Annotated in this window: 20 protein-coding genes; 10 read left to right on the top strand and 10 right to left on the bottom strand. The window is 61.6% G+C overall.

The features are described from left to right. Window positions 1-65 precede the first annotated feature (65 nt). Window positions 66-1,094 (bottom strand): phosphate ABC transporter substrate-binding protein PstS, encoded by a 1,029-nt coding sequence (pstS, locus tag OZ428_RS17715; RefSeq protein WP_016978033.1) that lies wholly within the window; start codon window positions 1,092-1,094, stop codon window positions 66-68. A 186-nt stretch (window positions 1,095-1,280) separates the two neighbouring features. Between pstS and ppk2 the strand changes: the two genes are divergently transcribed. Then, window positions 1,281-2,198, top strand: coding sequence for a polyphosphate kinase 2 (gene ppk2 / locus OZ428_RS17720; RefSeq protein ID WP_269130697.1), 918 nt, complete (start codon window positions 1,281-1,283; stop codon window positions 2,196-2,198). On the opposite strand, the gene OZ428_RS17725 is transcribed toward ppk2, so the two are convergent. The 4 genes from OZ428_RS17725 to OZ428_RS17740 form a co-directional block, all read right to left on the bottom strand. Then, window positions 2,195-3,061, bottom strand: coding sequence for a hypothetical protein (locus OZ428_RS17725; RefSeq protein WP_269130698.1), 867 nt, complete (start codon window positions 3,059-3,061; stop codon window positions 2,195-2,197). The genes ppk2 and OZ428_RS17725 overlap by 4 nt on opposite strands. A gap of 265 nt (window positions 3,062-3,326) precedes the next feature. Further along, the gene (locus OZ428_RS17730; protein WP_269130699.1) at window positions 3,327-4,103 is read right to left on the bottom strand and encodes a GNAT family N-acetyltransferase; all 777 of its coding nucleotides are present in this window, start codon (window positions 4,101-4,103) and stop codon (window positions 3,327-3,329) included. A gap of 123 nt (window positions 4,104-4,226) precedes the next feature. Next, complete coding sequence (gene treS / locus OZ428_RS17735; RefSeq protein WP_269130700.1) at window positions 4,227-6,290, bottom strand: maltose alpha-D-glucosyltransferase; 2,064 nt, start codon at window positions 6,288-6,290, stop codon at window positions 4,227-4,229. Window positions 6,291-6,376: 86 nt separating this feature from the next. Then, a complete protein-coding gene (locus OZ428_RS17740) occupies window positions 6,377-7,135 on the bottom strand; it encodes an AraC family transcriptional regulator (RefSeq protein ID WP_269130701.1) in 759 nt (252 codons plus the stop codon). Between the two features lie 187 nt (window positions 7,136-7,322). Between OZ428_RS17740 and OZ428_RS17745 the strand changes: the two genes are divergently transcribed. Genes OZ428_RS17745 through OZ428_RS17765 form a run of 5 tightly spaced genes read left to right on the top strand, consistent with a single transcriptional unit; the run spans window position 7,323 to window position 13,746 of the window. After that, window positions 7,323-8,942, top strand: coding sequence for an APC family permease (locus OZ428_RS17745; protein ID WP_269130702.1), 1,620 nt, complete (start codon window positions 7,323-7,325; stop codon window positions 8,940-8,942). A 14-nt stretch (window positions 8,943-8,956) separates the two neighbouring features. Beyond that, entirely contained in the window at window positions 8,957-9,883 is a 927-nt protein-coding gene (locus OZ428_RS17750; RefSeq protein ID WP_269130703.1) for a 4-hydroxyproline epimerase, read from the top strand. 42 nt (window positions 9,884-9,925) lie between these two features. Beyond that, entirely contained in the window at window positions 9,926-10,873 is a 948-nt protein-coding gene (locus OZ428_RS17755) for a dihydrodipicolinate synthase family protein (protein ID WP_177074979.1), read from the top strand. A gap of 59 nt (window positions 10,874-10,932) precedes the next feature. Then, a complete protein-coding gene (locus OZ428_RS17760; protein ID WP_269130704.1) occupies window positions 10,933-12,504 on the top strand; it encodes an aldehyde dehydrogenase (NADP(+)) in 1,572 nt (523 codons plus the stop codon). A 3-nt stretch (window positions 12,505-12,507) separates the two neighbouring features. Next, on the top strand, window positions 12,508-13,746 hold the full coding sequence (locus OZ428_RS17765; RefSeq protein ID WP_269130705.1) for an NAD(P)/FAD-dependent oxidoreductase: 1,239 nt from the start codon (window positions 12,508-12,510) through the stop codon (window positions 13,744-13,746). A gap of 180 nt (window positions 13,747-13,926) precedes the next feature. On the opposite strand, the gene OZ428_RS17770 is transcribed toward OZ428_RS17765, so the two are convergent. From OZ428_RS17770 to OZ428_RS17785, 4 genes are all read right to left on the bottom strand, one after another. Then, window positions 13,927-14,907 carry a GlxA family transcriptional regulator gene (locus OZ428_RS17770; RefSeq protein ID WP_269134196.1) on the bottom strand — a complete coding sequence of 327 codons (981 nt, stop codon included), beginning with the start codon at window positions 14,905-14,907 and terminating at the stop codon, window positions 13,927-13,929. Window positions 14,908-15,248: 341 nt separating this feature from the next. After that, window positions 15,249-15,857 carry a LysE family translocator gene (locus tag OZ428_RS17775; RefSeq protein WP_269130706.1) on the bottom strand — a complete coding sequence of 203 codons (609 nt, stop codon included), beginning with the start codon at window positions 15,855-15,857 and terminating at the stop codon, window positions 15,249-15,251. A 268-nt stretch (window positions 15,858-16,125) separates the two neighbouring features. Next, window positions 16,126-16,281: a hypothetical protein gene (locus OZ428_RS17780; RefSeq protein WP_269130707.1), complete on the bottom strand. Its 156-nt coding sequence runs from the start codon at window positions 16,279-16,281 to the stop codon at window positions 16,126-16,128. Window positions 16,282-16,404: 123 nt separating this feature from the next. Further along, the gene (locus OZ428_RS17785) at window positions 16,405-16,869 is read right to left on the bottom strand and encodes a hypothetical protein (protein ID WP_033903010.1); all 465 of its coding nucleotides are present in this window, start codon (window positions 16,867-16,869) and stop codon (window positions 16,405-16,407) included. 236 nt (window positions 16,870-17,105) lie between these two features. Here OZ428_RS17785 and OZ428_RS17790 point away from each other — a divergent pair, with 236 nt between their 5' ends. Beyond that, entirely contained in the window at window positions 17,106-17,906 is an 801-nt protein-coding gene (locus tag OZ428_RS17790) for a S1 family peptidase (RefSeq protein WP_269130708.1), read from the top strand. Between the two features lie 7 nt (window positions 17,907-17,913). Here the strand turns inward: OZ428_RS17790 and OZ428_RS17795 are convergent, their stop codons facing one another. Then, window positions 17,914-18,624, bottom strand: coding sequence for a CerR family C-terminal domain-containing protein (locus OZ428_RS17795; RefSeq protein ID WP_269130709.1), 711 nt, complete (start codon window positions 18,622-18,624; stop codon window positions 17,914-17,916). A 99-nt stretch (window positions 18,625-18,723) separates the two neighbouring features. Here OZ428_RS17795 and OZ428_RS17800 point away from each other — a divergent pair, with 99 nt between their 5' ends. The 3 genes from OZ428_RS17800 to OZ428_RS17810 are packed head-to-tail and all read left to right on the top strand — an operon-like array spanning window position 18,724 to window position 22,812. Further along, window positions 18,724-19,833 carry an HlyD family secretion protein gene (locus OZ428_RS17800; RefSeq protein WP_269130710.1) on the top strand — a complete coding sequence of 370 codons (1,110 nt, stop codon included), beginning with the start codon at window positions 18,724-18,726 and terminating at the stop codon, window positions 19,831-19,833. Then, a complete protein-coding gene (locus OZ428_RS17805) occupies window positions 19,826-21,394 on the top strand; it encodes a DHA2 family efflux MFS transporter permease subunit (protein WP_269130711.1) in 1,569 nt (522 codons plus the stop codon). The genes OZ428_RS17800 and OZ428_RS17805 overlap by 8 nt, the downstream gene beginning before the upstream one ends. Continuing rightward, the gene (locus tag OZ428_RS17810; RefSeq protein ID WP_269130712.1) at window positions 21,391-22,812 is read left to right on the top strand and encodes an efflux transporter outer membrane subunit; all 1,422 of its coding nucleotides are present in this window, start codon (window positions 21,391-21,393) and stop codon (window positions 22,810-22,812) included. The genes OZ428_RS17805 and OZ428_RS17810 overlap by 4 nt, the downstream gene beginning before the upstream one ends. Window positions 22,813-22,843: the final 31 nt, after the last annotated feature.

The following is a 22,843-nucleotide window of genomic DNA, read 5'->3' on the forward strand; positions in this document are numbered from 1 at the left end:
TCCGGAACAAGGGGGAAACGCTCCCGGCATGGCTGATAACCCATACCGAGAGCGGCCTGGCGGCCTTACTGGATGTTGGCGGAAGCTTTGCGAACTTGATCGACAACCGATGGAGGCAGTGGGATGTAGCCCATCGAGTCGGCGATTTTCTGACCTTCGGTCAGGCTGTACTCGACCATTTCACGCATGGCCTTGGCTTTGGCTGGGTTGCCGTTGTCCTTGCGGAAGATCATCCAGGTGTAGGAAGTGATCGGGTAGGACTTGGCACCATCCGGATCCGGCAGCCAGGCCACCAGGCTTTCCGGCATTTTCACCGCCGCCAGGGCTTCGGCGCCGCTTTCGGCGTTAGGTACAACGTATTTGCCGGCCTTGTTCTGCAGCTGGGCAAAGTCAACCTTGGCCAGTTTGGCGAAGCCGTATTCGATGTAGCCAATCGCGCCTGGGGTCTGACGCACAGTGGCGGTCACACCGTCGTTTTTCGGCGATTTGATGAACTTGTCGCTGGCTGGCCAGTTGACGGTGTTGCCTTCGCCCAGGTCTTTCTGGAACTCAGGGTTGATCGCGGCCAAGTGCTTGGTGAACACCGCGGTGGTGCCGCTGGAGTCTGCACGCACGACAACAGTGATCGGCATGTCAGGCAGTTTCAGGCCTGGGTTGGCGGCGGCGATCTTGGGATCGTTCCACTTGGTGATCTTGCCCAGGAAGATGTTGGAGTACACATCGCGTGGCAATTTGAGTTCTTTAGGATTGCCCGGCAGGTTGAACGCCAACACGATTTCACCCGCGGTCATCGGCAGCAGTTGCGCGCCTTCAGCCACCTTGGCGATGTCTTCGTCTTTCATGGCCGAGTCGCTGGCGGCGAAGTCGACGGTTTTGTTCAGGAAGTCCTGTACACCCGCACCGCTACCTTTGGATTGGTAATCAACGGTGACACCCTCGGTTTTCTTGCTGAAATCCTTGAACCAGGTGAGGTAGATCGGGGCTGGGAAACTCGCACCGGAACCGGTGAGGCGGATGCTCTCGGCAGCAAACACCGAGGTGGCACTGAGAGAAACCGCAACGGCGAGTGCAGCAGACTTCATCAGACGTTTCATTCAGGAAAATCCTTGTGAATTACGGGCTCGGGAACTCTGCAACATTCTTGTTACGGTTTTATGAACGTGGAGTGGCAAAACGCCTGGTTGTCCCCCTCTCCCACCGCAATCACGGTATTTGATGTCATTGGTTAGTAACAAAATGCGACTAAGACTTTGCCATCCCCCACCACGCGAGTTCCGCCCATGTCCTCAATAGAAGATGCCTTGATGCAGCGCATCCATCGTGAATTGCCGGATCACAGTGACGAAGAGCTGGAACTGGAATTATCCGAAGATGGGCACGACCTCAACGCGCTGTTTGACGAGCACGTCGGTGAAAGCGCCGAAAAAGCCGCGCGCAGGATCTACTTCAGCGAACTGTTCCGCCTGCAGGGCGAACTGGTGAAATTGCAGAGTTGGGTGGTCAAGACCGGTCACAAGGTGGTGATCCTGTTCGAAGGCCGCGATGCTGCCGGCAAAGGCGGTGTGATCAAACGCATCACCCAGCGCTTGAACCCGAGGGTCTGCCGAGTGGCCGCCCTGCCCGCGCCGAATGACCGTGAACAGACTCAATGGTACTTCCAGCGCTACGTTTCACACCTGCCGGCCGCCGGCGAAATCGTGCTGTTCGACCGCAGCTGGTACAACCGCGCTGGCGTCGAGCAGGTCATGGGGTTCTGCAACGCGGACCAGTACGAAGAGTTCTTCCGCACCGTGCCGGAGTTCGAGCGCATGCTCGCCCGTTCCGGCATTCAGTTGATCAAGTATTGGTTTTCCATTTCCGACCAGGAACAGCACCTGCGCTTTCTTAGCCGTATTCACGACCCGCTCAAGCAATGGAAGCTCAGCCCCATGGACCTGGAGTCGCGTCGGCGCTGGGAGGCCTATACCAAGGCCAAGGAAATCATGCTCGAACGCACCCACATCGCCGAAGCGCCGTGGTGGGTGGTGCAGGCGGATGACAAGAAAAAAGCCCGGCTCAACTGCATCCACCACCTGCTCGGGCAGATGCCATATGAAGAAGTCGAGCTGCCGGTGATCGAACTGCCGCAGCGCGTGCGGCAGGAGGACTACTCCCGTAGCCCGACGCCACCGGAACTCATCGTGCCGCAACTCTATTAACTGAGCTGCTCACACAGGAACGGCACACTGGCGAGCCGTGAAGTGGGGTGAAACGCCAGTACCCGCGTGGCCACCAACAGGTAAGCGACTTCCTCGGAGGACATGAACGCCATGCCACCGAGGATTTCGAAGGCGCGGGTACTGATGCGGTTGATCGCCTCTTGCACGGCAAACCGCGTGGCTTGCGCGCGTGCCAGGTCTGCGCGCAGGAACCGGTTCTGGTCGATTGCAACCGCCAGGCCGCGTATCGCCATCGTGGCGCCCTGCAGATCAATCAGCAGCATTGCGCGATCATCCTGCGAGCCTTTTTTGCACGCCAATGCCCTCGACGCCAACGCAGACGCCATGCCCAGGTAGGACGCCGACGCAAGCAACTGGAACCAGATCGCAAACAAGTGCTCACCCGTGCCCTGGTGCACATCGTCCAACTGGTTATCCACGGCCTTGCTGAAATACATCATCGCCTCTGGCACCAACAGCTTGTCGAAGATCACTTCATGGCTGTCGGCTGCTTGTAAATGCGGCACCGACCAGAACTTTTTCCGCTGGATATTCGGGTCACCCGCCAACCCCAGGCCAATGCCGATATGGGTCTGCCCTTGCGGGTCGACGTAGTTGACGCCAAAGGTGATCGCGTCAAAGTGATGGGTCATCGTGCAGGGCTTTTTGCTGCCGCTCACTCGATAACCATCGGCTGTTTTTTCTACGGACAGCGTGGACTCCAGGATATTGGCGTGCGCCCGCCCCTCGGCAAAACCCGAGGCGACCAACAGGTTGTCGCGAGCGACCACGCCGAGCATTCCCTGGATATCGGGAAAGAAGCGACTCGCCGCCATCATGCCGGCCACCGTGTGATGGTGCATGGTCATCATCACGGCCAATGAAGGGCAATGGGCGCCAACCCAGGTGTGTACCTGGGCCAGGTTGACTGCGCTGATCCCTCCACCTCCAAGTGCCTTGGAGATGGAAAGCCCTGGCGCGCCAACTGTTTTAAACAATGTGGCCAGTTGTTTGGACTCGCCACGTTCTAGTTCAATCAGTGAGGCCGTTTCAAGAACAGGCACCAGCTCAGGAATATAGGCTAAAGCGGTATCTCTTTCTTCACTTAGAAACATAATAAACAAACCCTTATGACTGTTTAGGCTTCAAGTAATGTCGCGCATAACGACTGTCCAACTTCGACAGCGGCAATAACATAAAAAAGTCCGCGACATTGAATTCCTTATCCCAGGCCGGTGCACCACAGACCCAGCCACCACTGCGCAAATAACCTTTGAGCAAGGGGGGTACGCGCGGCACATGTCCGGGCTCGAACGCTTCCAGGGGAAAAGGGATATGGGGCGTTACGCGATAGTCGGCGGGCGCTCGATTTTCTGCGGTAAAACCTCGATACAACGCCGCCGCATCATGGCCACCATCGGACAGGCTCACGCTCGCGCAGCCCATCAAATGGTCGCAGCCCTGGCTCTCCATGTACCTCGCAAGGCCTGACCACAACAGCATGATCACACTGCCGCTGCGGTATTCGGGGTGGACACAGGCATGCCCGGCTTCAACGGTCCTGGCGCGCAACGACGCCAGCCCACTGAGATCAAACTCCCTCTCCGAGTAGTAGTGCCCCATGCGCTGTGCAGCGGCCGGGCCCATCAGGCGGTAGGTGCCCACCACGGCTGAAGTCTTGGCGTCGCGGACCAGTAAGTGGTCGCAGTAGTCGTCAAACTCGTCAGTATTCAACGCCTCAGGGTTTGCAAGTTCAGACAATTTAAAAGTTTCAGTAAAGACACGATAACGCAGGCGTTGCACCTCACGTATTTCTTCTTGCCGAGTGGCGAGACTGACCACTAACCCTGCACGCGGAAGTTGTGCAGTTGAATGTTCTTCACTGGATACCGACGGAGATCGCATTCCTGTTCCTTTGAGTCGCCATACGCGTAAGAGGCAAGTAGTGAGCAGGACACTAACATGCGACTTTATGCAGGCAACGTAAGGAAACTCCGAAACAAGTTGCGATCTTTATGGTGGGTAAAGTTACTGTGGTGAACTACTTACCACACGCAACGCCAACCCCTCATACGCATCCAGGGTAATGGTGAATTCCCCCTCCGCCGTCAGGTCGCCTTCCACACGCTCATTGATGATGTCCACTACCATCCCGGCAGCAATATCCGAGAGATGCAGGGTTTCAGTGATCGGCGTCGCACCAAAATTCAGTGCAGTGATTTGCGTGCCTTTGCCGGCCGGCAATTCATGCACCATTACCAGAAGCGCCGAGTTTTCAACCTCCGGCACCAGAATCTGGCGGCTGGCGGCGATGTCATAGGCGCGGCGCACCGCGAGGATTTTCTGCAGTTGCGAAGCAAAGGATTCGGGGTCCTGCAACTGGCTGTTCAAGCTGCCGTAAAGGCTTTTCGAGCGTGGCATGTGGCCAGCCGAAAGCGCTGCGTCCGGGTTCAAATCCACCAGATCATACGCGCCGCGATGAATCCAACGGGTGTCGCCATCCTGCATCAAGTGCCCGACCTCTTCGGCCGCCAGCGGCAGCGCGCCCACCAAGTCCCAACCCGACAAGGCAAACACCCCAGGCTGCATGGCGTTGTACATCACCAGCAGCAAATGGATCTGGCGGATCTGCCGGATGTCAGCTTCGGTGATCGCCTCCAGATCACGAATGCCCAGCGCCGCCGTGATGATGCTGGCCGTGGTGCACGACACGCCATTGGTCACAAACTTGAGGTTATACGGCGCATGCTCACCGGCCAGGCGCTCGTACATCTGCTCGCGAATGTGCTCGCGCAGGATATTGCCGGGAAAGGTCTGGCCCTGGTACAGGAAGGTGTCATGGGCGTGCAAGGTCCAGAAGTGCACCAGTTCCAGGGTCAGCTCATCGTGGTTCTGCAACGCATGGATCAGCGAACCCGGATCAATACCCTGGCGGTGCATCTCACGCAACATCAGGCGCAGGAACTCGGCATCGCCCATCAGCAGTGCATGCTGGTACGCCGGGCGCGTGATGAAGTCATAGGACAGGTCGGCGCCACCATGGGACATGGAAGCGATGTCATCCACGGTGAGGTTCAACTCCTGGAAACTGAAACCGCCGGCCTTGCGAATCGCGCCGCCGAGCAACTGGTTGCCGGTGATCGACAGCGGATGGCTCTCGGACCAGGCCGTGCCGTCGAGCTTGCGCTCCACACCCAGAAAACCGTTGGCGTCCAGGCGCAGGATCTTCGCGCCCATCACGTCGATGGCGTGCAGTGCGTCACCGATGATCATTTGCTGTGCGGCAAAGGTCGGGTCCAGCCAGTTCAGCGATGGCTGGCCTTCCTTGAAATAATGCAGGTACACCCAGCGACGCGGTTTGCCATCCACACCGAGCACCACGTCTGTCGCGCTCCAGTCGGTTTCCTTGACGCCGGGCTCGAAGAAGATCACCCGCTGCAACTGGCCGACGATGTAGTGTTTGTCACGCAACGCATCGACCTGGACGGGGCTGAGGTTTTGCGCGTCACGGCCCTCAGCGACGTCGGGCAGCAGCGCCCAGTCCTCCTCGCGGATTTCGACCATGTGGTACAGGCCGGGATAGTCCTCGTAGGCCATCTCGGCCAGGCGGAAATCCGCGCCCTTGCCGGTGTGGGACGGGATCACATCGTCGATGATCACCGCATTGTGCGCCGCCGCCATGCGCGTCAACGCCTGTAACTGCGCCTCGGTGCCCAACTCCGGGTCGATCTCGAAGCTGATGCGGTCGAAATTGCCGTCGATGGTCGGTGTGTGCTGCGTGCCCTTCAGGCCGCCGGACTTCTTCAGTGGGCCATTGTGGATGCCCTGGATGCCGATCTTCGACAACGCCTGCCACAGCGCCTCATCCCCCAACGCCTCCAACACCGTGCCGCCCTCACGGGTCACAATCGAGGCCGGGTAGGCGGTAAACCACACGGACGACAGAGCCGAAGCATCACGGGGCCGCGTCTGCGCGTACGGCTGCTGCCACAACCGGCCCTGGCCCGAATAGAGCTTGGCGCGCTGGCGTGCCGCGTGCAGCATCGATTGTTCCACCAGCCAGTTCACATGGTTGTTTTCAGCCGCCGTCATATGCCTGATCCCTGTTGTCGTCCAAAGGTTGCTCGTAAGCATAGGAGCCACAACCGAGGCCATTCGTTGCATTGCGATGTGGGCGACTACTCCAACTGCCGATACTGCCTCGGCGTAAACCCCGTCGACGCCTTGAACTGGCGGGTAAACGCACTGTGGTCGGTGTACCCGCATTGCAGCGCCACTTCGGTGATCGGCAGGTCGGTGTGCAACAGCCGGTGCGCCTGCTCCAGCCGTACCTTCTGGATCATCTGCCGTGGCGTGAGGTGGAACACCCGCTTGCAGTAGCGCTCCAATTGCGCCACTGAAATGCCGGCGATCCGGGTCAGTTCACCCAGGGTCACGCGGCGGTTGAAGTGTGCGCGGATATGGGCGTCCACGGCCGCCAGGCGCTGGTACGCCGGGTGGCTTTCGCTTGCGGTTTGCAGGTCGACCGAGATACCGGCCAGGCCGATGATCGCGCCTGTGTGGTTGTACAGCGGCCATTTGTGGGTCAGGCACCAGCCGGGTTCGCGGGTGCCGTACAAGTGCAGTTCCAGCTGATCTTCCAGCACAAAACCCTGCTCCAGCACGCGCCGGTCCTGTTCGGTGTAGCCCGGCCCCAACTGCGCGGGGAAGACTTCGGCACTGGTCTTGCCCAGCAGCGGTTGCAGTTGCTTGAGGCCGCAGCGCTGCACCAGGGTGCGGTTGGCGAGCACATAGCGGGCCTGGGTGTCCTTGATGAAAATCGCGGCATTGGGGATCACGTCCAGCATCGGCAATAGCTGCGCGACACTGCCCAATAACTGTTCGATGTCTTGGGGGTTGCTCCCTTGGCAAAGGGTCGCAAACGCGTTCTGCAGCATGACGGTTGATCCCCGTTGTTTGCCTGGACGGCTAGCAGATTGCCCGATGCCCAGCGCCCTGTCGAGCCACTAAAACTGTGCTGATTTCGTCATCGATGCCGGCAAAAAACATCAATCGCGCCGCCCTTCATGAGTTCACTGTATGGCCACTGCATGCCTATCCAATAACTCACAAGAAGGCGACGCTATGTCAGCTCAAGGCAAGTTCAAGAAACAGCTTTCCCTGATGGACCTGACCTTTATCGGGTTGGGCGCCATCTTTGGTTCGGGCTGGTTGTTCGCAGCCAGTCACGTATCTGCAATCGCTGGCCCAGCGGGCATTATTTCCTGGCTCATCGGCGGTTTCGCGGTGCTGCTGCTGGGCATTGTGTACTGCGAACTCGGCGCCGCATTGCCCCGCGCTGGCGGCGTGGTGCGCTACCCGGTTTATTCCCACGGCCCGCTGTTGGGCTACCTGATGGGTTTCATCACGCTGATCGCGTTTTCCAGCCTGGTGGCCATTGAAGTGGTCGCCTCGCGGCAGTATGCGGCGGCATGGTTTCCGGAGCTGACCAAGGCCGGTTCCAGTGACCCGACCACCCTCGGCTGGCTGGTGCAATTCGCCCTGCTGTGCCTGTTCTTCGTGCTCAATTACCGCAGCGTGAAGACCTTCGCCATCGCCAATAACCTGGTCAGCGTATTCAAGTTCATCGTGCCGTTGCTGGTGATCGGTGTGCTGTTCACCTTCTTCAAACCGGCGAACTTCCAGGTGCAGGGTTTCGCGCCGTTCGGGCTGTCGGGCATCGAGATGGCGGTGTCGGCCGGTGGGGTGATTTTTGCCTACCTGGGCCTGACGCCTATCATCTCGGTGGCCAGTGAAGTGAAGAACCCGCAACGCACGATTCCAATTGCCTTGATCCTTTCGGTGCTGTTGTCGACCGCCATCTACGTGCTGCTGCAAACCGCCTTCCTCGGTGGTGTGCCCACGGAAATGCTCGCCAATGGCTGGGCCGGGATCAGCAAGGAGCTGGCGCTGCCTTATCGGGATATCGCCCTGGCGCTGGGCGTGGGTTGGTTGGCCTACCTGGTGGTGGCCGACGCCGTGATCTCACCCAGTGGCTGCGGCAATATCTACATGAACGCCACCCCTCGCGTGGTGTATGGCTGGGCGCAGACCGGCACGTTCTTCAAGATTTTTACGCGTATCGATGAGAAGTCCGGCATTCCACGTCCGGCGCTGTGGCTGACCTTTGGTTTGTCGGTGTTCTGGACCCTGCCGTTTCCGTCCTGGGAAGCACTGATCAATGTGGTGTCTGCGGCGCTGATCCTCAGCTACGCCGTGGCCCCAGTGACTGTTGCCGCGCTACGTCGCAATGCCCCGCAGATGGCGCGGCCGTTCCGGGTCAAGGGCATGGCGGTGCTGGGTCCGTTGTCGTTCATCATCGCCGCGCTGATCGTGTACTGGTCTGGCTGGGGCACGGTGTCCTGGCTGCTCGGCCTGCAGATCCTGATGTTTGTGGTGTACCTGCTGTGCGCACGCTGGGTGCCGACTGCGCACCTCAATATCAAACAACAAGTGCGCTCGTCTGCCTGGCTGATTGGCTTTTACGCGGTGACCATCCTGCTGTCCAAGCTCGGCAGTTTTGGTGGCATCGGCGTGATCAGCCACCCGCTCGACACGATTGTCGTCGCCGCTTGCGCACTCGGCATTTACTACTGGGGCGCCGCCACTGGCGTGCCGGCTCATCTGGTACGGCTGGAACATGAAGCCGATGAAAGCGAAGCGGTCGACGAACCTCACCCGCCGCTGACACCCGCGACCTACTGATTCAGGAGCCTTTTATGAAGCGACTGCATGTGATCGACTCCCACACCGGCGGCGAACCGACGCGCCTGGTCATGAGCGGTTTCCCGGCGCTGAGCGGCGCCACGATTGCCGATCAATTGCACAACCTGCGCACCGAGCATGATCACTGGCGCCGTGCCTGCCTGCTGGAGCCACGCGGCAATGACGTACTGGTCGGCGCACTGTATTGCGAGCCCGTCACGCCAGGCGCGATCTGCGGCGTGATCTTCTTCAACAACGCCGGTTACCTCGGCATGTGCGGCCACGGCACCATCGGCCTGGTCGCGTCGCTGCACCACTTGGGGCGCATCCAGCCCGGCGTGCACGCCATCGACACCCCTGTCGGTCCAGTGGAGGCCACGCTGCACACAGACGGCAGCGTGACGCTGTGCAATGTGCCCGCCTACCGCCTGCGCAAACAGGTGCCAGTGGAGGTGCCAGGGCATGGCGCGGTCTACGGCGATATCGCCTGGGGCGGCAACTGGTTTTTCCTGGTGTCGGACCATGGCCAACGCTTGCAGATGGACAACGTGGATGCGCTTACCGATTACACCTGGGCGATGCTCAAGGCCCTGGAGGATCAAGGCATTCACGGTGCGGATGGCGCGCTGATCGACCACATCGAACTGTTCGCCGATGACGACCTTGCCGACAGCCGCAACTTCGTGATGTGCCCCGGCAAGGCCTACGACCGCTCACCCTGCGGCACCGGCACCAGCGCCAAGCTGGCCTGCCTGGCCGCCGATGAAAAACTCAAGCCCGGTGAAATCTGGACCCAAGCCAGCATCACCGGCAGCCAATTCGAAGGCCGCTATGAATGGGACGGCGAGCGCGTGCGGCCCTTCATCACCGGCAGCGCCTACATGACCGCCGACAGCACCTTGCTGATCGACGAGCGCGACCCGTTTGCCTGGGGCATCTAAGCCCTTCCCTGTTTGTACTGAACGTTCCAAGGAGTTAGAACAATGAGCGACAACATCTTCACCGGCTGCATCCCCGCCCTGATGACCCCGTGCACCGCCGAGCGCAAGCCGGACTTCGACGCCCTGGTCGCCAAGGGCCGCGAGTTGATCGATATCGGCATGAGCGCCGTGGTGTACTGCGGCTCCATGGGCGACTGGCCGTTGCTCACCGAGGCCGAACGCCAGGAAGGCGTCGCACGCCTGGTGGCCGCCGGTGTACCGACCATCGTCGGCACCGGTGCGGTCAACAGCCGTGAAGCCGTGGCCCATGCCGCCCACGCCGCCAAGGTCGGCGCCCATGGCCTGATGGTGATTCCGCGCGTGCTGTCCCGTGGCGCCTCCGCCACCGCGCAAAAGGCGCATTTCTCGGCCATCCTCAAGGCCGCGCCAAACCTGCCGGCGGTGATCTACAACAGCCCCTACTACGGCTTCGCCACCCGCGCAGACCTGTTCTTCGAACTGCGCCGCGAACACCCGAACCTGATCGGCTTCAAGGAGTTCGGCGGCGGTGCGGACCTGCGCTACGCCGCCGAACACATCACCTCCCAGGACGATAACGTGACCTTGATGGTCGGCGTGGACACCCAGGTGGTGCACGGCTTCGTCAACTGCAACGCCACCGGCGCCATCACCGGCATCGGCAACGCGCTGCCTCGGGAAGTGCTGCAACTGGTGGCCTTGAGCAAAAAAGCCGCCAAGGGCGATGCCAAGGCCCGTCGCCAGGCCCGTGAGCTGGAAGCCGCGCTGGCGGTGCTGTCGTCCTTCGATGAAGGCTGCGACCTGGTGCTGTATTACAAGCACTTGATGGTGCTCAACGGTGATACAGGCTACGCCCTGCACTTCAATGAAACGGATGTGCTCAGCGACGCCCAGCGCCGTTATGCCGAGAACCAGTACGCACTGTTCCGTCAGTGGTATGCCAACTGGTCGGCGGAACAGAACGTCGCCTGACGCCCTTGCGCCGCTGCGGTTCTCGCAGCGGCCAACCCCTTTTCCACCAGGACAATCCCATGACTCTGACGGGCAAACTGCTGATCGGTCAGCAACTTATTTCCGGAAACCGAGAGGCGATCCGGGCGATCAATCCCGCCACCGATACCCCCATGGAACCGGCCTATCCAGGCGGCGACGGCGAACAGGTGGCCCAGGCGTGTGCCTTGGCGTGGGCTGCGTTTGATGGATACCGCGAAACCTCGCTGGAGGCGCGTGCCACCTTCCTTGAGACCATCGCCACGCAGATCGAAGCCCTGGGTGATGAGCTGATCGAACGCGCCGTTGCCGAAACCGGCCTGCCCCACGCGCGCATCCAAGGCGAACGCGGGCGCACCTGCGGCCAACTGCGCACCTTCGCCCGCACCGTACGCGCCGGGGAATGGCTGGATGTGCGGGTGGACCCTGCACAGCCGCAGCGTCAGCCACTGCCTCGTCCAGACCTGCGCCAGCGCCATATCGCGCTGGGCCCGGTGGCCGTGTTCGGTGCGAGCAATTTCCCTCTGGCCTTTTCCGTAGCCGGTGGCGACACCGCCTCCGCGCTGGCCGCCGGTTGCCCGGTGGTGGTGAAGGCCCACGGCGCGCATCCTGGCACCAGTGAACTGGTGGGCCGGGCGGTGGCGCAGGCAGTCAAGGCTTGTGGCTTGCCCGAAGGCGTGTTTTCGCTGTTGTACGGTTCGGGACGCGAGGTGGGGATTGCGTTGGTCACCGATCCGCGCATCAAGGCGGTTGGTTTTACCGGCTCGCGCAGCGGTGGCGTGGCATTGGTCCAAGCGGCGCAGGCCCGGCCCGAGCCGATTCCGGTGTATGCGGAGATGAGTTCGATCAATCCGGTGTACCTGTTCCCAGCCGCACTCACCACACGCGGTGAAGCGTTGGCGAAAGGCTTTGTGGCGTCGCTGACCCAAGGGGCCGGGCAGTTTTGCACCAACCCAGGTTTGGTGATCGCCGTACAAGGGCCCGCGCTGGATCGTTTTATCGGCACGGCCAGTGAAATGCTGCCCGACTGTGCAGCGCAGACCATGCTGACCCCCGGCATTTTCAGCGCCTTCGATGCAGGCGTGGCCGCACTGACAGAACACGTCAAGGTGGCGGCAAAAGGGTTGCCAGCAGAAGGCCCCAACAGAGGCCAAGCCCACCTGTTCGTGACTCAGGCCAAGGATTTTTTAGCCAATGAACACCTGCAAGCCGAAGTTTTCGGCGCAGCCTCATTGATCGTCGTATGCGCCAATAACGAAGAGATGCATCAGGTTTCCGAACACTTGGAAGGCCAACTGACCGCTACCCTGCAGATGGATGACGACGATCTGCCAAGCGCCAAGGCCCTGCTGCCGGTGCTAGAACGCAAGGCCGGTCGCCTGCTAGTCAACGGTTGGCCGACAGGTGTCGAGGTCTGTGATGCCATGGTGCATGGCGGCCCCTTCCCCGCCACGTCAGACTCGCGCAGCACCTCGGTGGGCACGGCGGCGATCCAACGGTTTTTGCGACCGGTGTGTTATCAGGACTTCCCCGATGCGTTGTTGCCTGCTGCACTCCAGCACGGCAACCCGTTGCTGCTGCGGCGCCTGCTCGATGGCCAGAGGGAGGCGTAGGCCATGTCCGATGCGGATATCGTCGTGGTCGGCGCTGGCATCATTGGCGTCGCCTGTGCGTTGCAACTGGCGCGTCAGGGCCAGCAAGTGCGGGTAGTCGACCCGCAGGAACCCGGCATGGGCGCGTCCTATGGCAACGCCGGACACTTGGCGACCGAACAGGTGTTCCCCATTGCCGACCTGTCGATCCTCAAGCGCTTGCCCGGTATGCTGCTGGACCCCATGGGCCCGCTGCGCCTGGATTGGAAATACCTGCCGCACGCCCTGCCCTGGTTCGTGCGCTTGCTGCTGAACCTGCGCCCGGCGCGTTATCAGCGCACGGTCGCGGGTATCCGTACGCTCAATGAAGGTAGCCTGGGTGCGTGGCAGCGCCTGCTGCACAGCATCGGGCAGCCGGAGTTGTTGCGTGAGGATGGTTCGCTGCTGGTATTTGAGCGTACGGAATCACGGGAAGCGCTCAATGCCTTGCAGCAGCGCATGCAACAGCAGCAGGTGCCGGTGGCGTTCTGGTCCGGCGATGCCATACGCCAGGCTGCACCGCAGTTGAGCGACAACATTCAGGGCGGGCTGTTTTTTCCCGGCACCGGGCACTTCCTGGATCCCTACCACGTGGTCTGCGAACTGGTACGTGCGGCCAAGGCAAGCGGCGTGCAGTTTCTTAAACGCCACGTGCTGGATGGCCGCGTCGACGCACAGGGCGTTTCACTCACCACTGACCAGGGGCCGCTGACCACGCGCCAGGTGCTGATTGCCTGCGGCGCCCACTCGGCCAAACTGACCGCGGCCCTGACCGGCAAAAAAGTCCCGCTGGACACAGAGCGCGGCTACCACCTGATGCTGCCCCATGAACACCATCGTCTGCCGTTTGCCGTCACGTCCCTGGAACGCAAATTCATCATGACCCCCATGACCGACGGCCTGCGCCTGGCCGGCACGGTGGAATTCGCCGGCCTCGATCGCCCGGCGAATATGCAACGTGCCTGGCAGTTGCATCGGTTGAGCCAGGGGTTGTTTCGCGAGGACCTGAGTGCAGAAGGTGCAACGCCGTGGATGGGGTTTCGGCCGTCGTTGCCGGATTCACTGCCCGTGATTGACCGGGTGTGTGATGGGAAGGTGATGCTCGCGTTTGGGCATCAGCATTTGGGGTTGACGCAGGCGGCGGTGACGGCGGAATGGGTTGGTGAGTTAGCGCGTGGGGGGCAAGCGCCATCAGTGGCACCCTATCGCCTGGACCGATTCTGAGCGCTCTGTAGTGAGCAGGCTTGCCCTGCGCTGGGCTGCGAAGCAGCCTTAAACCCAGACGGCCGATTTCCGACTGAAGAACTGCGGTGCCTGCAGTGGGGCCGCTTCGCCGCCCGGCGCAGGGCAAGCCTGCTCACCACAGGTAGATGCATGCTCCCCAGTTGATGAGTCAGCCACACCTCACTTGACCAACCGCTTCTCTTTCGAGGGCCGATAGCCGAAATACGAGCTGTAACACTTGCTGAAATGACTTGGCGACACAAACCCACACGCCACCAGCACCTCCACCTGTGAAAGCTCGGTGTGCTGCAACAGCCGCCGCGCTTCGGTCACGCGCAGTTCCATGTAGTAGCGCTGCGGCGTGGTGCCCAGCTGTTCCTTGAACAAGCGCTCCAACTGGCGCCGGGACCGGCCAGCGTAGACGGCGAGTTGGTCCAGCTCCAGGGGCTCTTCCAGGTTGGCGTCCATCAGCTTCACCACTTCACGCAGGGGCGCGCTGACGCTGACGTTTTCGGTGGGTTTGATGCGCCGATAGCGGGATTCTTCAAAGGCCAGGATGTCTTCGATCCCTTCGACCAGTGCCTTGTCATGCAGGCCCTTGATCCAGTCCAGCGCCATGTGGAAGGCACCGGACGGACTTGAGGCCGTCAGGCGGTCGCGGTCGATCACGTAGGGTTCGCTGGTGACGTGGGTGGCCTTGGACACTTCTGCCAGTGCCGGACGATGTTCCGGGTGGATGGCACAACGATAGCCTTGCAACAGACCGGCACGGCCGAGGAACCAGGCGCCGTTCCATAGCCCCGCGAGGGTGGTGCCCTGTTCGGCGGCGGTGCGCAGCAGGTGGATGAAGTCTTCGCTGGCCTTGAGTTCCGTGCGAAAACCGCCGCAGATCACCAGCAGTTCCAGGTCTTGCAGCGCTGCCACGTCCAGGCGTGCATCCGGGCGGATCACCAGGCCAAGGTCGCTGATGACTTCGCCATCGTCACAGCCGAACGTACGCGCGGAAAACAGATCGGGACGCAGCAGGTTGGCGGTGACGAACGTGTCGAGGGTCTGGGTGAAGGCCGGCAGTGAGAAGTGTTCGAGCAACAGGAAGCCGACGCGGGTGACCGCCGCCGGCTGCGAGGTTTCGTTGAGGTAGCGCAGGTTCTTGCCTTTCATGCCGTCGCTGAATTGACGTCTTTCCATCGAGGGTTTGCCCACTCTTATTGTTGATGCAATGGGCGTCATCTTAGGGGCAAATGCGTTGGCTGTCTCAAGCCCTGATCTTGAAAAAACCACAAGCGAGCAAAGCCCCCGGCTAAACAGGGCCAGTCGCATCTGATACGGTTTTTTCTTTGCTATCTGCGTCTGTATCGAAACGCCGCCTGGGCGGACAATAGCGCCATCCCTACTCCCTTCCCTCTGGAGGCCTTATGACCAAGATGGCACTTTTCCTGTTCGGCTTTTTGGTGTTGACCATCGGCATCGGCCTGCTGGCGACCATCTCGCCGGTCTGACAGTCAGCCGGCGAACAGCATCGGGTACAACGACAGCACCAGCAACGCCGCCATCGACCCGTTGAACAGCCGCAACCAGCGCGGCTCACGCAACACATTGCGCAAGCCGCTGCCGCATCCGACCCACACACAGACGCTCGGCAGGTTGACCACGGCAAACACCAGCGCAATCACCAGCACATTGGTGACATAACCTTCGGCCGGCGTATAGGTAGTGATCGCCCCCAGCGCCATGATCCAGGCCTTGGGGTTCACCCACTGGAACGCCGCCGCGCCGAGGAAGGTCATCGGCTTGCCCTGCTCATCAGGGTTGTCGGACATGCCGCCCGCCGTTGCAATCTTCCACGCCAGGTACAGCAGATAGGCCGCGCCCACGTAGCGCAGCACCGTATAGGCCCACGGAAACACCTTGAACACCTCGCCCAGCCCCAGGCCGACCGCAATCACCAGCAGCATGAAGCCGATGCTGATCCCCAGCGCATGGGGCATCGACCGGCGGAACCCGAAGTTCACGCCCGAAGCGAGCAACATGGTGTTATTGGGTCCTGGCGTGATCGAGGACACGAAAGCGAACAGCACGAAGGCTGATAACAGGCTGGTAGACATGAACATGATGCAGCATCCAAACGCAGAGGTATGCCAGCGACAGTAGAGGGTAATGCGCCGCCTCGCCCCGTACAGCCAAGGTGCGATTGAGGCATACACTTTTTTGCCACGGTTTTCACAAAGCTTTCACAGGCGGGCGCCTAGGGTGACTCCAGCTCCTAATGAACATCCTTTTTAGCCCGCGCTCCCCACGCGGGCTTTTCTTTGCCTGGGAATTCTCCCGGCAAAAAAAGAGGCAAGCCATTGCGCATGGCTTGCCTCTCACATCTGCCCGTTAGCGCGGGCCGCCGCCTGGCCCACCGCCCTGGCCGTGTCCGCCACCGTGACCACCGCCACCACCACCTCCCGGTGGCATGAACATCCAGCAGCCCGACAGGGTCGACAACAGCGCCACAACCATCGCTGCCTTGGTTAGATAACTCAACTTCATGACCACACTCTCTTACTTGACGAGATTGACTTCTCGCAGGGTAAGACAGCGCCAACTCAAGTGCGTCACGGCTATCGTGTAACCTGATGGTAGGGTTTGTAAGCCAGGTGGTACAAGGTGCCGTCAGTTCTGCGGACGTTGCTTGGTGGAGTCCAGTTCGGCTTTTTTACCGGTGCTGATTTCAGTGATTTGCGCCGACTTGGCGATCGCAAAATCGAAGGTATCCTGCATCTTGGCAATGGCATCGGTGGCGGTGCCCTTCAGCCCGCCGTTGGCCGCCCAGTCGAAGTTCCACACGCCCGAGAGGTTATCGGCGCCAGGGACGTCGTGGGTTTCGATAGCGGTGAATACATCGGGGTGACGCTCCATGTACTTGGCCGCATCAGAGACTTCGGCCGGCACTTTGCCTGAGGCATTGTTGGCCAGTTGGGTCAGTTCCTGCTTGGTGATGGCCGACTTGCCGGTCTGGCGCATGTAGTCGGCAATGACCTTGCTGGACTTGGCGATGTTCAACTTGTCGTCGAACACCGAAGGTGATGCTTTAGGCGTGTTTGCCCCGCTGCCGGCGGGCGTTACGGTAGTAGACATCGGCGCTGCTCCCCTGGTGGAACGAATGCAATCGTCGTGCTGACGACAGCCCGAAGCGGACGTTAGCATGGGCAATGGGCCAGTAATCCGTGCTTCACAACAATTCACAAGGCGCCGCGACATCACTCCAAGCGCCATTGCGAAAGATCATTCAACTTTCTCGGCCTCTTCTGATTTCGCGCGCATCTATGCCTATGCGCTACTTGGGCACTTCACAACCACCCATGGAAGTCGCCATGCTCAACCGAAGCCGTTGCCTTGCGTTAACACTGATGGACCGTTTCCTGCGCAACAGCTGGGGCGTCGTCGTTCTGATGTTCCCGATGTTCGCAGCGGCAGTTGTAGGCGGCGCCGATGCCACGGATGGCCGCTACCCGTTTATGGCGACGCTGCAATTCAAGGCGTCCGGCGAGACCCCGCTTGAGCGCCATGGTTGCGGCGCTGCGCTGGTCGCGCCTGACTGGGTGCTGACCGCTGCCCACTGCCTGGTAAACACCCAGCCGTCAGAGGTAGAAGTGATCCTGGGTCGCACCCAACTGAGCAATACCTTGCAAGGGCAGACAGTAGGTGTAAAACGCATCGCCCTCCATCCTGAATTCCTCCGCTCGTTGACCCTTGATGTCGCACTCCTCAAACTTGATCGCGCCATCACCGGCATTCAGCCCATCGCTATCGTGATGCGCGAGGAAACGCTAGAGGAGCGCATAAAGCGTCCAACAGTCCTCGGCTGGGGTAACACGGCGCGCAGCCCGGCGCCAGATGTACGCCCGGACCACCTGCAACGCGCACGATTGCCCAGGATGCCGGACGCGCAATGCACGTCACTCGCGCCGAGCGTGAACCTGCAGAATACCTTTTGTATCGGGGCTGACGGTTTGATACCCGACAGCGGCGACTCGGGCAGCCCCGTCTTTGTAAAGCCCCCCAAGCGAGGTTTTGTGCAACTGGGCGTTGTCAGCCAAGGGGTCCTGATTGCCCGGTTGTCCAACCCAAAGATTGCTGATTTTATTCGCGAGACGCTGAACGAATCGCCGTGAACCAGCGCTACTTCGTGGCCTGATCCCGCTGCCGTGCCAGCCCCTCCAGCGTAAACCGCGCCTGGGTCAGCACCACCTGGCGCACCAGCTCCATTTCCTTCTGATTCACCTCGGTCCAGTTCAATGCCGCCAGCAACTTGGGCTTTTGCACGCGAAACGCGAGGCCCTGGGTGAACAGCGCCATGGAATGGATCACTGTGCGTTCATCCTCCACCGCAAAACCGGACAGGCGCGCGATCAGCAACCGGATCACTCGGCCGATGCGCGCCTTGAAATGCTCATCGAACGCCCGTGTCGCGCTGGGCGGGCACAACCCGGCCTGGTGGCGATCCATGAATGCACGCCAGACCGTGGTTTGCGGGCTGTCCTGGATGGTCGAAACCACCGTACCCAAAATGCCCAGGGAGGCGTCGATCAGCGCGTTGTCACCTGAATCGGCGTCCGCCAGCGCGCTTTCCGCAGCCTCCACGGACGGCGACATCTTGCCCCACAACAGCGTGATCAAGTGTTCGACACACGCCAGGTACACGCCTTCCTTGCCATCGAAGTAGTACTGGATCGCGGGGGCGTTGACGCCGGCGGCGGTGGCGATATCGCGGGTCGACGCGCCATCGTAGCCACGCTCGCCAAACACCCCGACCGCCGCCTCGATGATGCGCGCCCGTGTTTCTTCGCCGCGCTGGTAGCCACCCTCGGCAGCCGGTTTATGTCGTGCCATGTGCAACTCCATTCGAATACCGGACCAAAATATACCAGTTGACAAAAATTCGCGAAAAAAGGAATTTATTCCACCCGCTATAAATCTGGAGTGACCTCGATGTCGGCTGCACCTCCCTCCCCTCAGGTCATGCCTGAAGAAACCGTCAACGGTCAACGCGGCAAGGCCCGTCGCATCCTGCTTTCACTGGCCGGCATCGCCGTACTGGTGGGTGTTTCGTGGGCCGCCTGGTGGTGGATCACCGGGCGTTTTATCGAGACCACTGACGACGCCTACTTGCAAGCCGACAGCATCAGCGTGGCGCCCAAGATCAACGGCTATGTGGCCGAGGTGCTGGTGAGCGACAACCAGAACGTCAGGCGCGGCGATGTGCTGGTACGCCTGGATGCGCGCAAATACCAGGCGGTGAGTGACGAAGCGTCGGCCACCATCGCCGCACGCAATGCCGACTTCGCCAAAGCCCAGGCCGATCTGGTGCAACAGGACTCGACCATCGCCGAAGCCCGCGCTCAATTGCAGGGCGCCGAAGCCGATGCGCGACACGCCCAGACCGAAGTGGCCCGTTACGCACCGCTGGCCCGCTCCGGTGCCGAACCGGAAGAGCGCCTGGCCCAATTGAACAACCAACTGGCCCAAGCCCGCAGCACCGTGGCGGCCAAACAGGCGGCGCTGCGCTCCAGCCAGACTCGCTACGGCACGCTGCAGGCCCAGCTCAAGCAAGCCCAGGCGCAACTGGGCGTAGCCAAGGCCAGCGAAGCGCAAAGCCAACTGGACGTGGACGACGCCGTGATCCGCAGCCCGCTTGACGGTCGCGTGGCCGACCGTGGCGTGCGTGTGGGCCAGTACGTACAGCCCGGTACGCGCCTGCTGACCGTGGTGCCGATCAGCGCGATCTACCTGACCGCCAACTACAAGGAAACCCAGATCGGCGCCATGCGCCCCGGCCAGACGGTTACCGTGCACGTGGACGCCCTGCCCGGCCGCGACCTGCAAGGCCACATCGACAGCCTGGCCCCCGGCACCGGCGCGCAGTTCGCCTTGCTGCCACCGTCGAACGCCACCGGTAACTTCACCAAGATCGTACAACGCGTGCCGGTGCGCATTGCTCTGGACGTGCCGGACGACCTGCGTGCGGCGTTGATGCCTGGCTTGTCGGCCACCGTGGAAGTCGACACGCGCACCCACGCTGCGGATGCCAATCATGGCTGAGGCGATCATGGCCGGGGTGGCTGCCGAAAAACCGCGCAACGCCTCGCTGACCGACTGGATCGCCGTCGCCGCCGGAGCATTGGGCGCGTTGCTCGCCACTCTCGACGTGTCGATCACCAACTCCGCCTTGCCGCAGATCCAGGGCCAGATCGGCGCCACCGGCACCGAAGGCACCTGGATCGCCACCGGCTACCTGATGTCGGAGATCGTCATGATCCCCCTCGCCGCCTGGCTGACGCGGGTGTTCGGCCTGCGCCGGTTCCTGATCGGCACAGCGCTGATGTTCACGCTGTTTTCGATGTTCTGCGGCCTGTCCACCAGCCTCGGCGCGATGATCGCCGGGCGCATCGGCCAGGGTTTTGCCGGTGGCGCGATGATCCCCACCGCGCAGACCATCGTGCGCACCCGCCTGCCGCCACACCAACTGGCCATCGGTACGACGATGTTCGGCATGACGGTGATCCTCGGCCCGTTGCTCGGCCCTGTGATCGGCGGCTGGTTGACGGAAAACATCAATTGGCGCTGGTGCTTCTTTCTCAACCTGCCCATCAGCATCGCCCTGATCACCCTGCTGATCACCGGGTTGCCCAGTGAGCGCATGAACCTGCAACGCTTTATCAGCGCTGACTGGCTGGGTATTCTCGGCCTGGCGATGGGCTTGAGTTCGCTCACCGTGGTGCTTGAAGAAGGTCAGCGTGAGCATTGGTTCGACTCGCTGCTGATCGTGTGGCTGAGCATCGCCACGGTGACCGGATTTTTCCTGATTGCCGTGGGGCAATTTCGGTCGAGTACGCCGATCCTGCGCCTGCCACTGGTACTCAACAAAAGCTTTGGCAGTGTGTTGCTGATTGGTACGGCCGTGGGCGCGGGGCTGTATGGCACGGCTTACCTGGTACCGCAGTTCCTCGGCATTCTGTCCGGTTACAACGCGCAACAGTCCGGCTCGATCATGTTGCTGTCGGGCATTCCCGCCTTCCTGCTGATGCCGATCCTGCCGAGGATGCTCGGCCGCTATGACTTGCGTTGGATGGTCGGCGCCGGCCTGTTGCTGTATTGGGCCAGCTGTTTCGTCGACACCCTGTTGACCGCCGACAGCGTCGGGCATGACTTTATCTGGTCGCAGCTATTGCGCGGCTTCGGGCAGATCCTGGTGATGATGCCGCTCAGCCAATTGTCCATGCGTTCGGTCGAGACCAAGGACGCGGGGGATGCCGCCGGGCTCTACAACATGTCACGAAACCTCGGCGGCACCCTCGGCCTGGCGCTGCTCGGCGTTTTGATGGACCGGCGCAGCCACTTCCATGACGACAGGCTACGTGAAGGCATCCTGGCCAACAGCCAACTCGCCCAGGACCACATGGCCAACAACACCGCCAGCTACCTGGCGCAAACCGGCGATGCCTCCAGCGCCCCGTTGCAAGCGATGGCCCAGTTGGCCAACGACATCGCACGACAAGCTTCGGTCATGGCCTACAACGACGCCTTCTACGTACTGGGGCTTGCCATGCTGGCGTGCCTGCCCCTGATCTTCATCCTCAAAAAGCGCACGGTACAGCCATGATTGCTCGCTCCCTTCCCCTGCTCCTGACCGTTGGCCTGCTGTCCGCCTGCACCGTGGGGCCGGATTACCCAGGCGCGCCGGATGCGGCGCCGAAAACCCTGGCCGCTGGGCGATTACCTCACGCCGACAACCAAGCACCCAGTGCACCGACTGTGGCGCAGTGGTGGCGAACGCTGAATGACCCGCAGCTCAATGAACTGGTCGACATGGCGCTGAAGAACAGCCCCGACATCGCCACCGCCCAGGCGCGCTTGAAGCAATCCCGCACCAGCCTCAGCGGTGCCCGCGCCGACGCCCTGCCCAAGGTCACCGGCGACGCCGCGATGTTGAAACTGCGCTCACCCGACACCTCCGCATTGGGCGGCAGCGGTGGCGGCGGCCGTGGCCCGTTGACGCTTTACCTCGCCGGCTTCGATGCCAGCTGGGAAGCCGACCTGTTCGGCGGCACCCGCCGCGCAGTCGAAGCGGCGCAAGCGGAAGCCGACGCGGCCCAAGCCCAACTGGCCGACGCCCAGGTGCAACTGGCGGCCGAAGTGGTCCAGGCCTACACCGATCTTCGCGACCAGCAAGCACGATTAGCGTTGGTTGAAGCCAGCGTCGACATCGAAAACCAGGCCCTCGACCTGACCCAGCAGCGCCGCAGTCGCGGCGTAGCTTCCCAACTGCAACTCGAACAAGTCCTCACCCAGGCAGAAAACACCCAGGCCCAACGCCTGCCGTTGCAAGCTGCCATCGTTGAATCCCTGGACCAGCTCGGCTTGCTCTGCGGCCTGGAGCCCGGCGAACTGGACGGCAGCCTCGCCACCGCCCAGGCCCTGCCCGCCATTCCCGGCACGGTGCCCGTGGCAGACCCCGCCGCCCTCCTCAAGGCCCGTCCCGACATCCGCGTGGCCGAACGCAAACTGGCCTCCAGCAACGCCCAGATCGGCGAAAAAACCGCCGACTGGTTTCCCAAGCTCAGCCTGATGGGTGACCTGTCATTCTCCGCCGGCGACCCCGGCCACCTCGCCCGCAAGGCCAACGGCAGTTGGTTGATCCTGCCGCGCCTGACCTGGAACGCCCTGGACTTCGGTCGCGTTTCCGCCAGCGTCAAAGGCGCCGAAGCCGGTCACGACGAAGCGCTCGCGCAGTACAAAAGTGTCGTGCTGAGTGCGCTGCGTGATGCCGATGTCGCCCTGGCTCGGTACGGCCACCAGCGCCAGAACGTGGTGCTGCTGCGCAGTGTGGAAGCCTCGGCCGTGCGTGCGGCAGAACTGACCCGCCAGCGTTATCGAGCGGGCACAGCCAGCACCCTGGATTGGCTGGATGCAGAGCGCACGCGCTACCAGGCCCAGGAAAGTCGGATATCAGGGGACGCGGAACTACTCAAGGATTTTGCTTCGTTGCACAAGGCATTGGGGCTGGGTTGGACGTTGTGACACACTTCTTAGCACAGCGCCGCCAGACACG

This window comes from Pseudomonas sp. GXZC (genome assembly GCF_026967615.1).
In the GTDB taxonomy this organism is placed as follows: Bacteria; Pseudomonadota; Gammaproteobacteria; order Pseudomonadales; family Pseudomonadaceae; genus Aquipseudomonas; species Aquipseudomonas azotoformans_A.

What these genes read in the sequence shown, in the direction of transcription:
- OZ428_RS17800 (WP_269130710.1), top strand. Translation starts at nt 18,724, where the DNA reads ATGTCGGCTGCACCTCCCTCCCCTCAGGTCATGCCTGAAGAAACCGTC.
- OZ428_RS17810 (WP_269130712.1), top strand. Translation starts at nt 21,391, where the DNA reads ATGATTGCTCGCTCCCTTCCCCTGCTCCTGACCGTTGGCCTGCTGTCC.
- ppk2 (WP_269130697.1), top strand. Translation starts at nt 1,281, where the DNA reads ATGTCCTCAATAGAAGATGCCTTGATGCAGCGCATCCATCGTGAATTG.
- OZ428_RS17750 (WP_269130703.1), top strand. Translation starts at nt 8,957, where the DNA reads ATGAAGCGACTGCATGTGATCGACTCCCACACCGGCGGCGAACCGACG.
- treS (WP_269130700.1), bottom strand. Translation starts at nt 6,290, where the DNA reads ATGACGGCGGCTGAAAACAACCATGTGAACTGGCTGGTGGAACAATCG.
- OZ428_RS17785 (WP_033903010.1), bottom strand. Translation starts at nt 16,869, where the DNA reads ATGTCTACTACCGTAACGCCCGCCGGCAGCGGGGCAAACACGCCTAAA.
- OZ428_RS17740 (WP_269130701.1), bottom strand. Translation starts at nt 7,135, where the DNA reads ATGCTGCAGAACGCGTTTGCGACCCTTTGCCAAGGGAGCAACCCCCAA.
- OZ428_RS17795 (WP_269130709.1), bottom strand. Translation starts at nt 18,624, where the DNA reads ATGGCACGACATAAACCGGCTGCCGAGGGTGGCTACCAGCGCGGCGAA.
- OZ428_RS17790 (WP_269130708.1), top strand. Translation starts at nt 17,106, where the DNA reads ATGCTCAACCGAAGCCGTTGCCTTGCGTTAACACTGATGGACCGTTTC.
- OZ428_RS17755 (WP_177074979.1), top strand. Translation starts at nt 9,926, where the DNA reads ATGAGCGACAACATCTTCACCGGCTGCATCCCCGCCCTGATGACCCCG.
- OZ428_RS17745 (WP_269130702.1), top strand. Translation starts at nt 7,323, where the DNA reads ATGTCAGCTCAAGGCAAGTTCAAGAAACAGCTTTCCCTGATGGACCTG.
- OZ428_RS17770 (WP_269134196.1), bottom strand. Translation starts at nt 14,907, where the DNA reads ATGAAAGGCAAGAACCTGCGCTACCTCAACGAAACCTCGCAGCCGGCG.
- OZ428_RS17805 (WP_269130711.1), top strand. Translation starts at nt 19,826, where the DNA reads ATGGCTGAGGCGATCATGGCCGGGGTGGCTGCCGAAAAACCGCGCAAC.
- OZ428_RS17765 (WP_269130705.1), top strand. Translation starts at nt 12,508, where the DNA reads ATGTCCGATGCGGATATCGTCGTGGTCGGCGCTGGCATCATTGGCGTC.
- OZ428_RS17760 (WP_269130704.1), top strand. Translation starts at nt 10,933, where the DNA reads ATGACTCTGACGGGCAAACTGCTGATCGGTCAGCAACTTATTTCCGGA.
- pstS (WP_016978033.1), bottom strand. Translation starts at nt 1,094, where the DNA reads ATGAAACGTCTGATGAAGTCTGCTGCACTCGCCGTTGCGGTTTCTCTC.
- OZ428_RS17780 (WP_269130707.1), bottom strand. Translation starts at nt 16,281, where the DNA reads ATGAAGTTGAGTTATCTAACCAAGGCAGCGATGGTTGTGGCGCTGTTG.
- OZ428_RS17775 (WP_269130706.1), bottom strand. Translation starts at nt 15,857, where the DNA reads ATGTTCATGTCTACCAGCCTGTTATCAGCCTTCGTGCTGTTCGCTTTC.
- OZ428_RS17725 (WP_269130698.1), bottom strand. Translation starts at nt 3,061, where the DNA reads ATGCACCATCACACGGTGGCCGGCATGATGGCGGCGAGTCGCTTCTTT.
- OZ428_RS17730 (WP_269130699.1), bottom strand. Translation starts at nt 4,103, where the DNA reads ATGCGATCTCCGTCGGTATCCAGTGAAGAACATTCAACTGCACAACTT.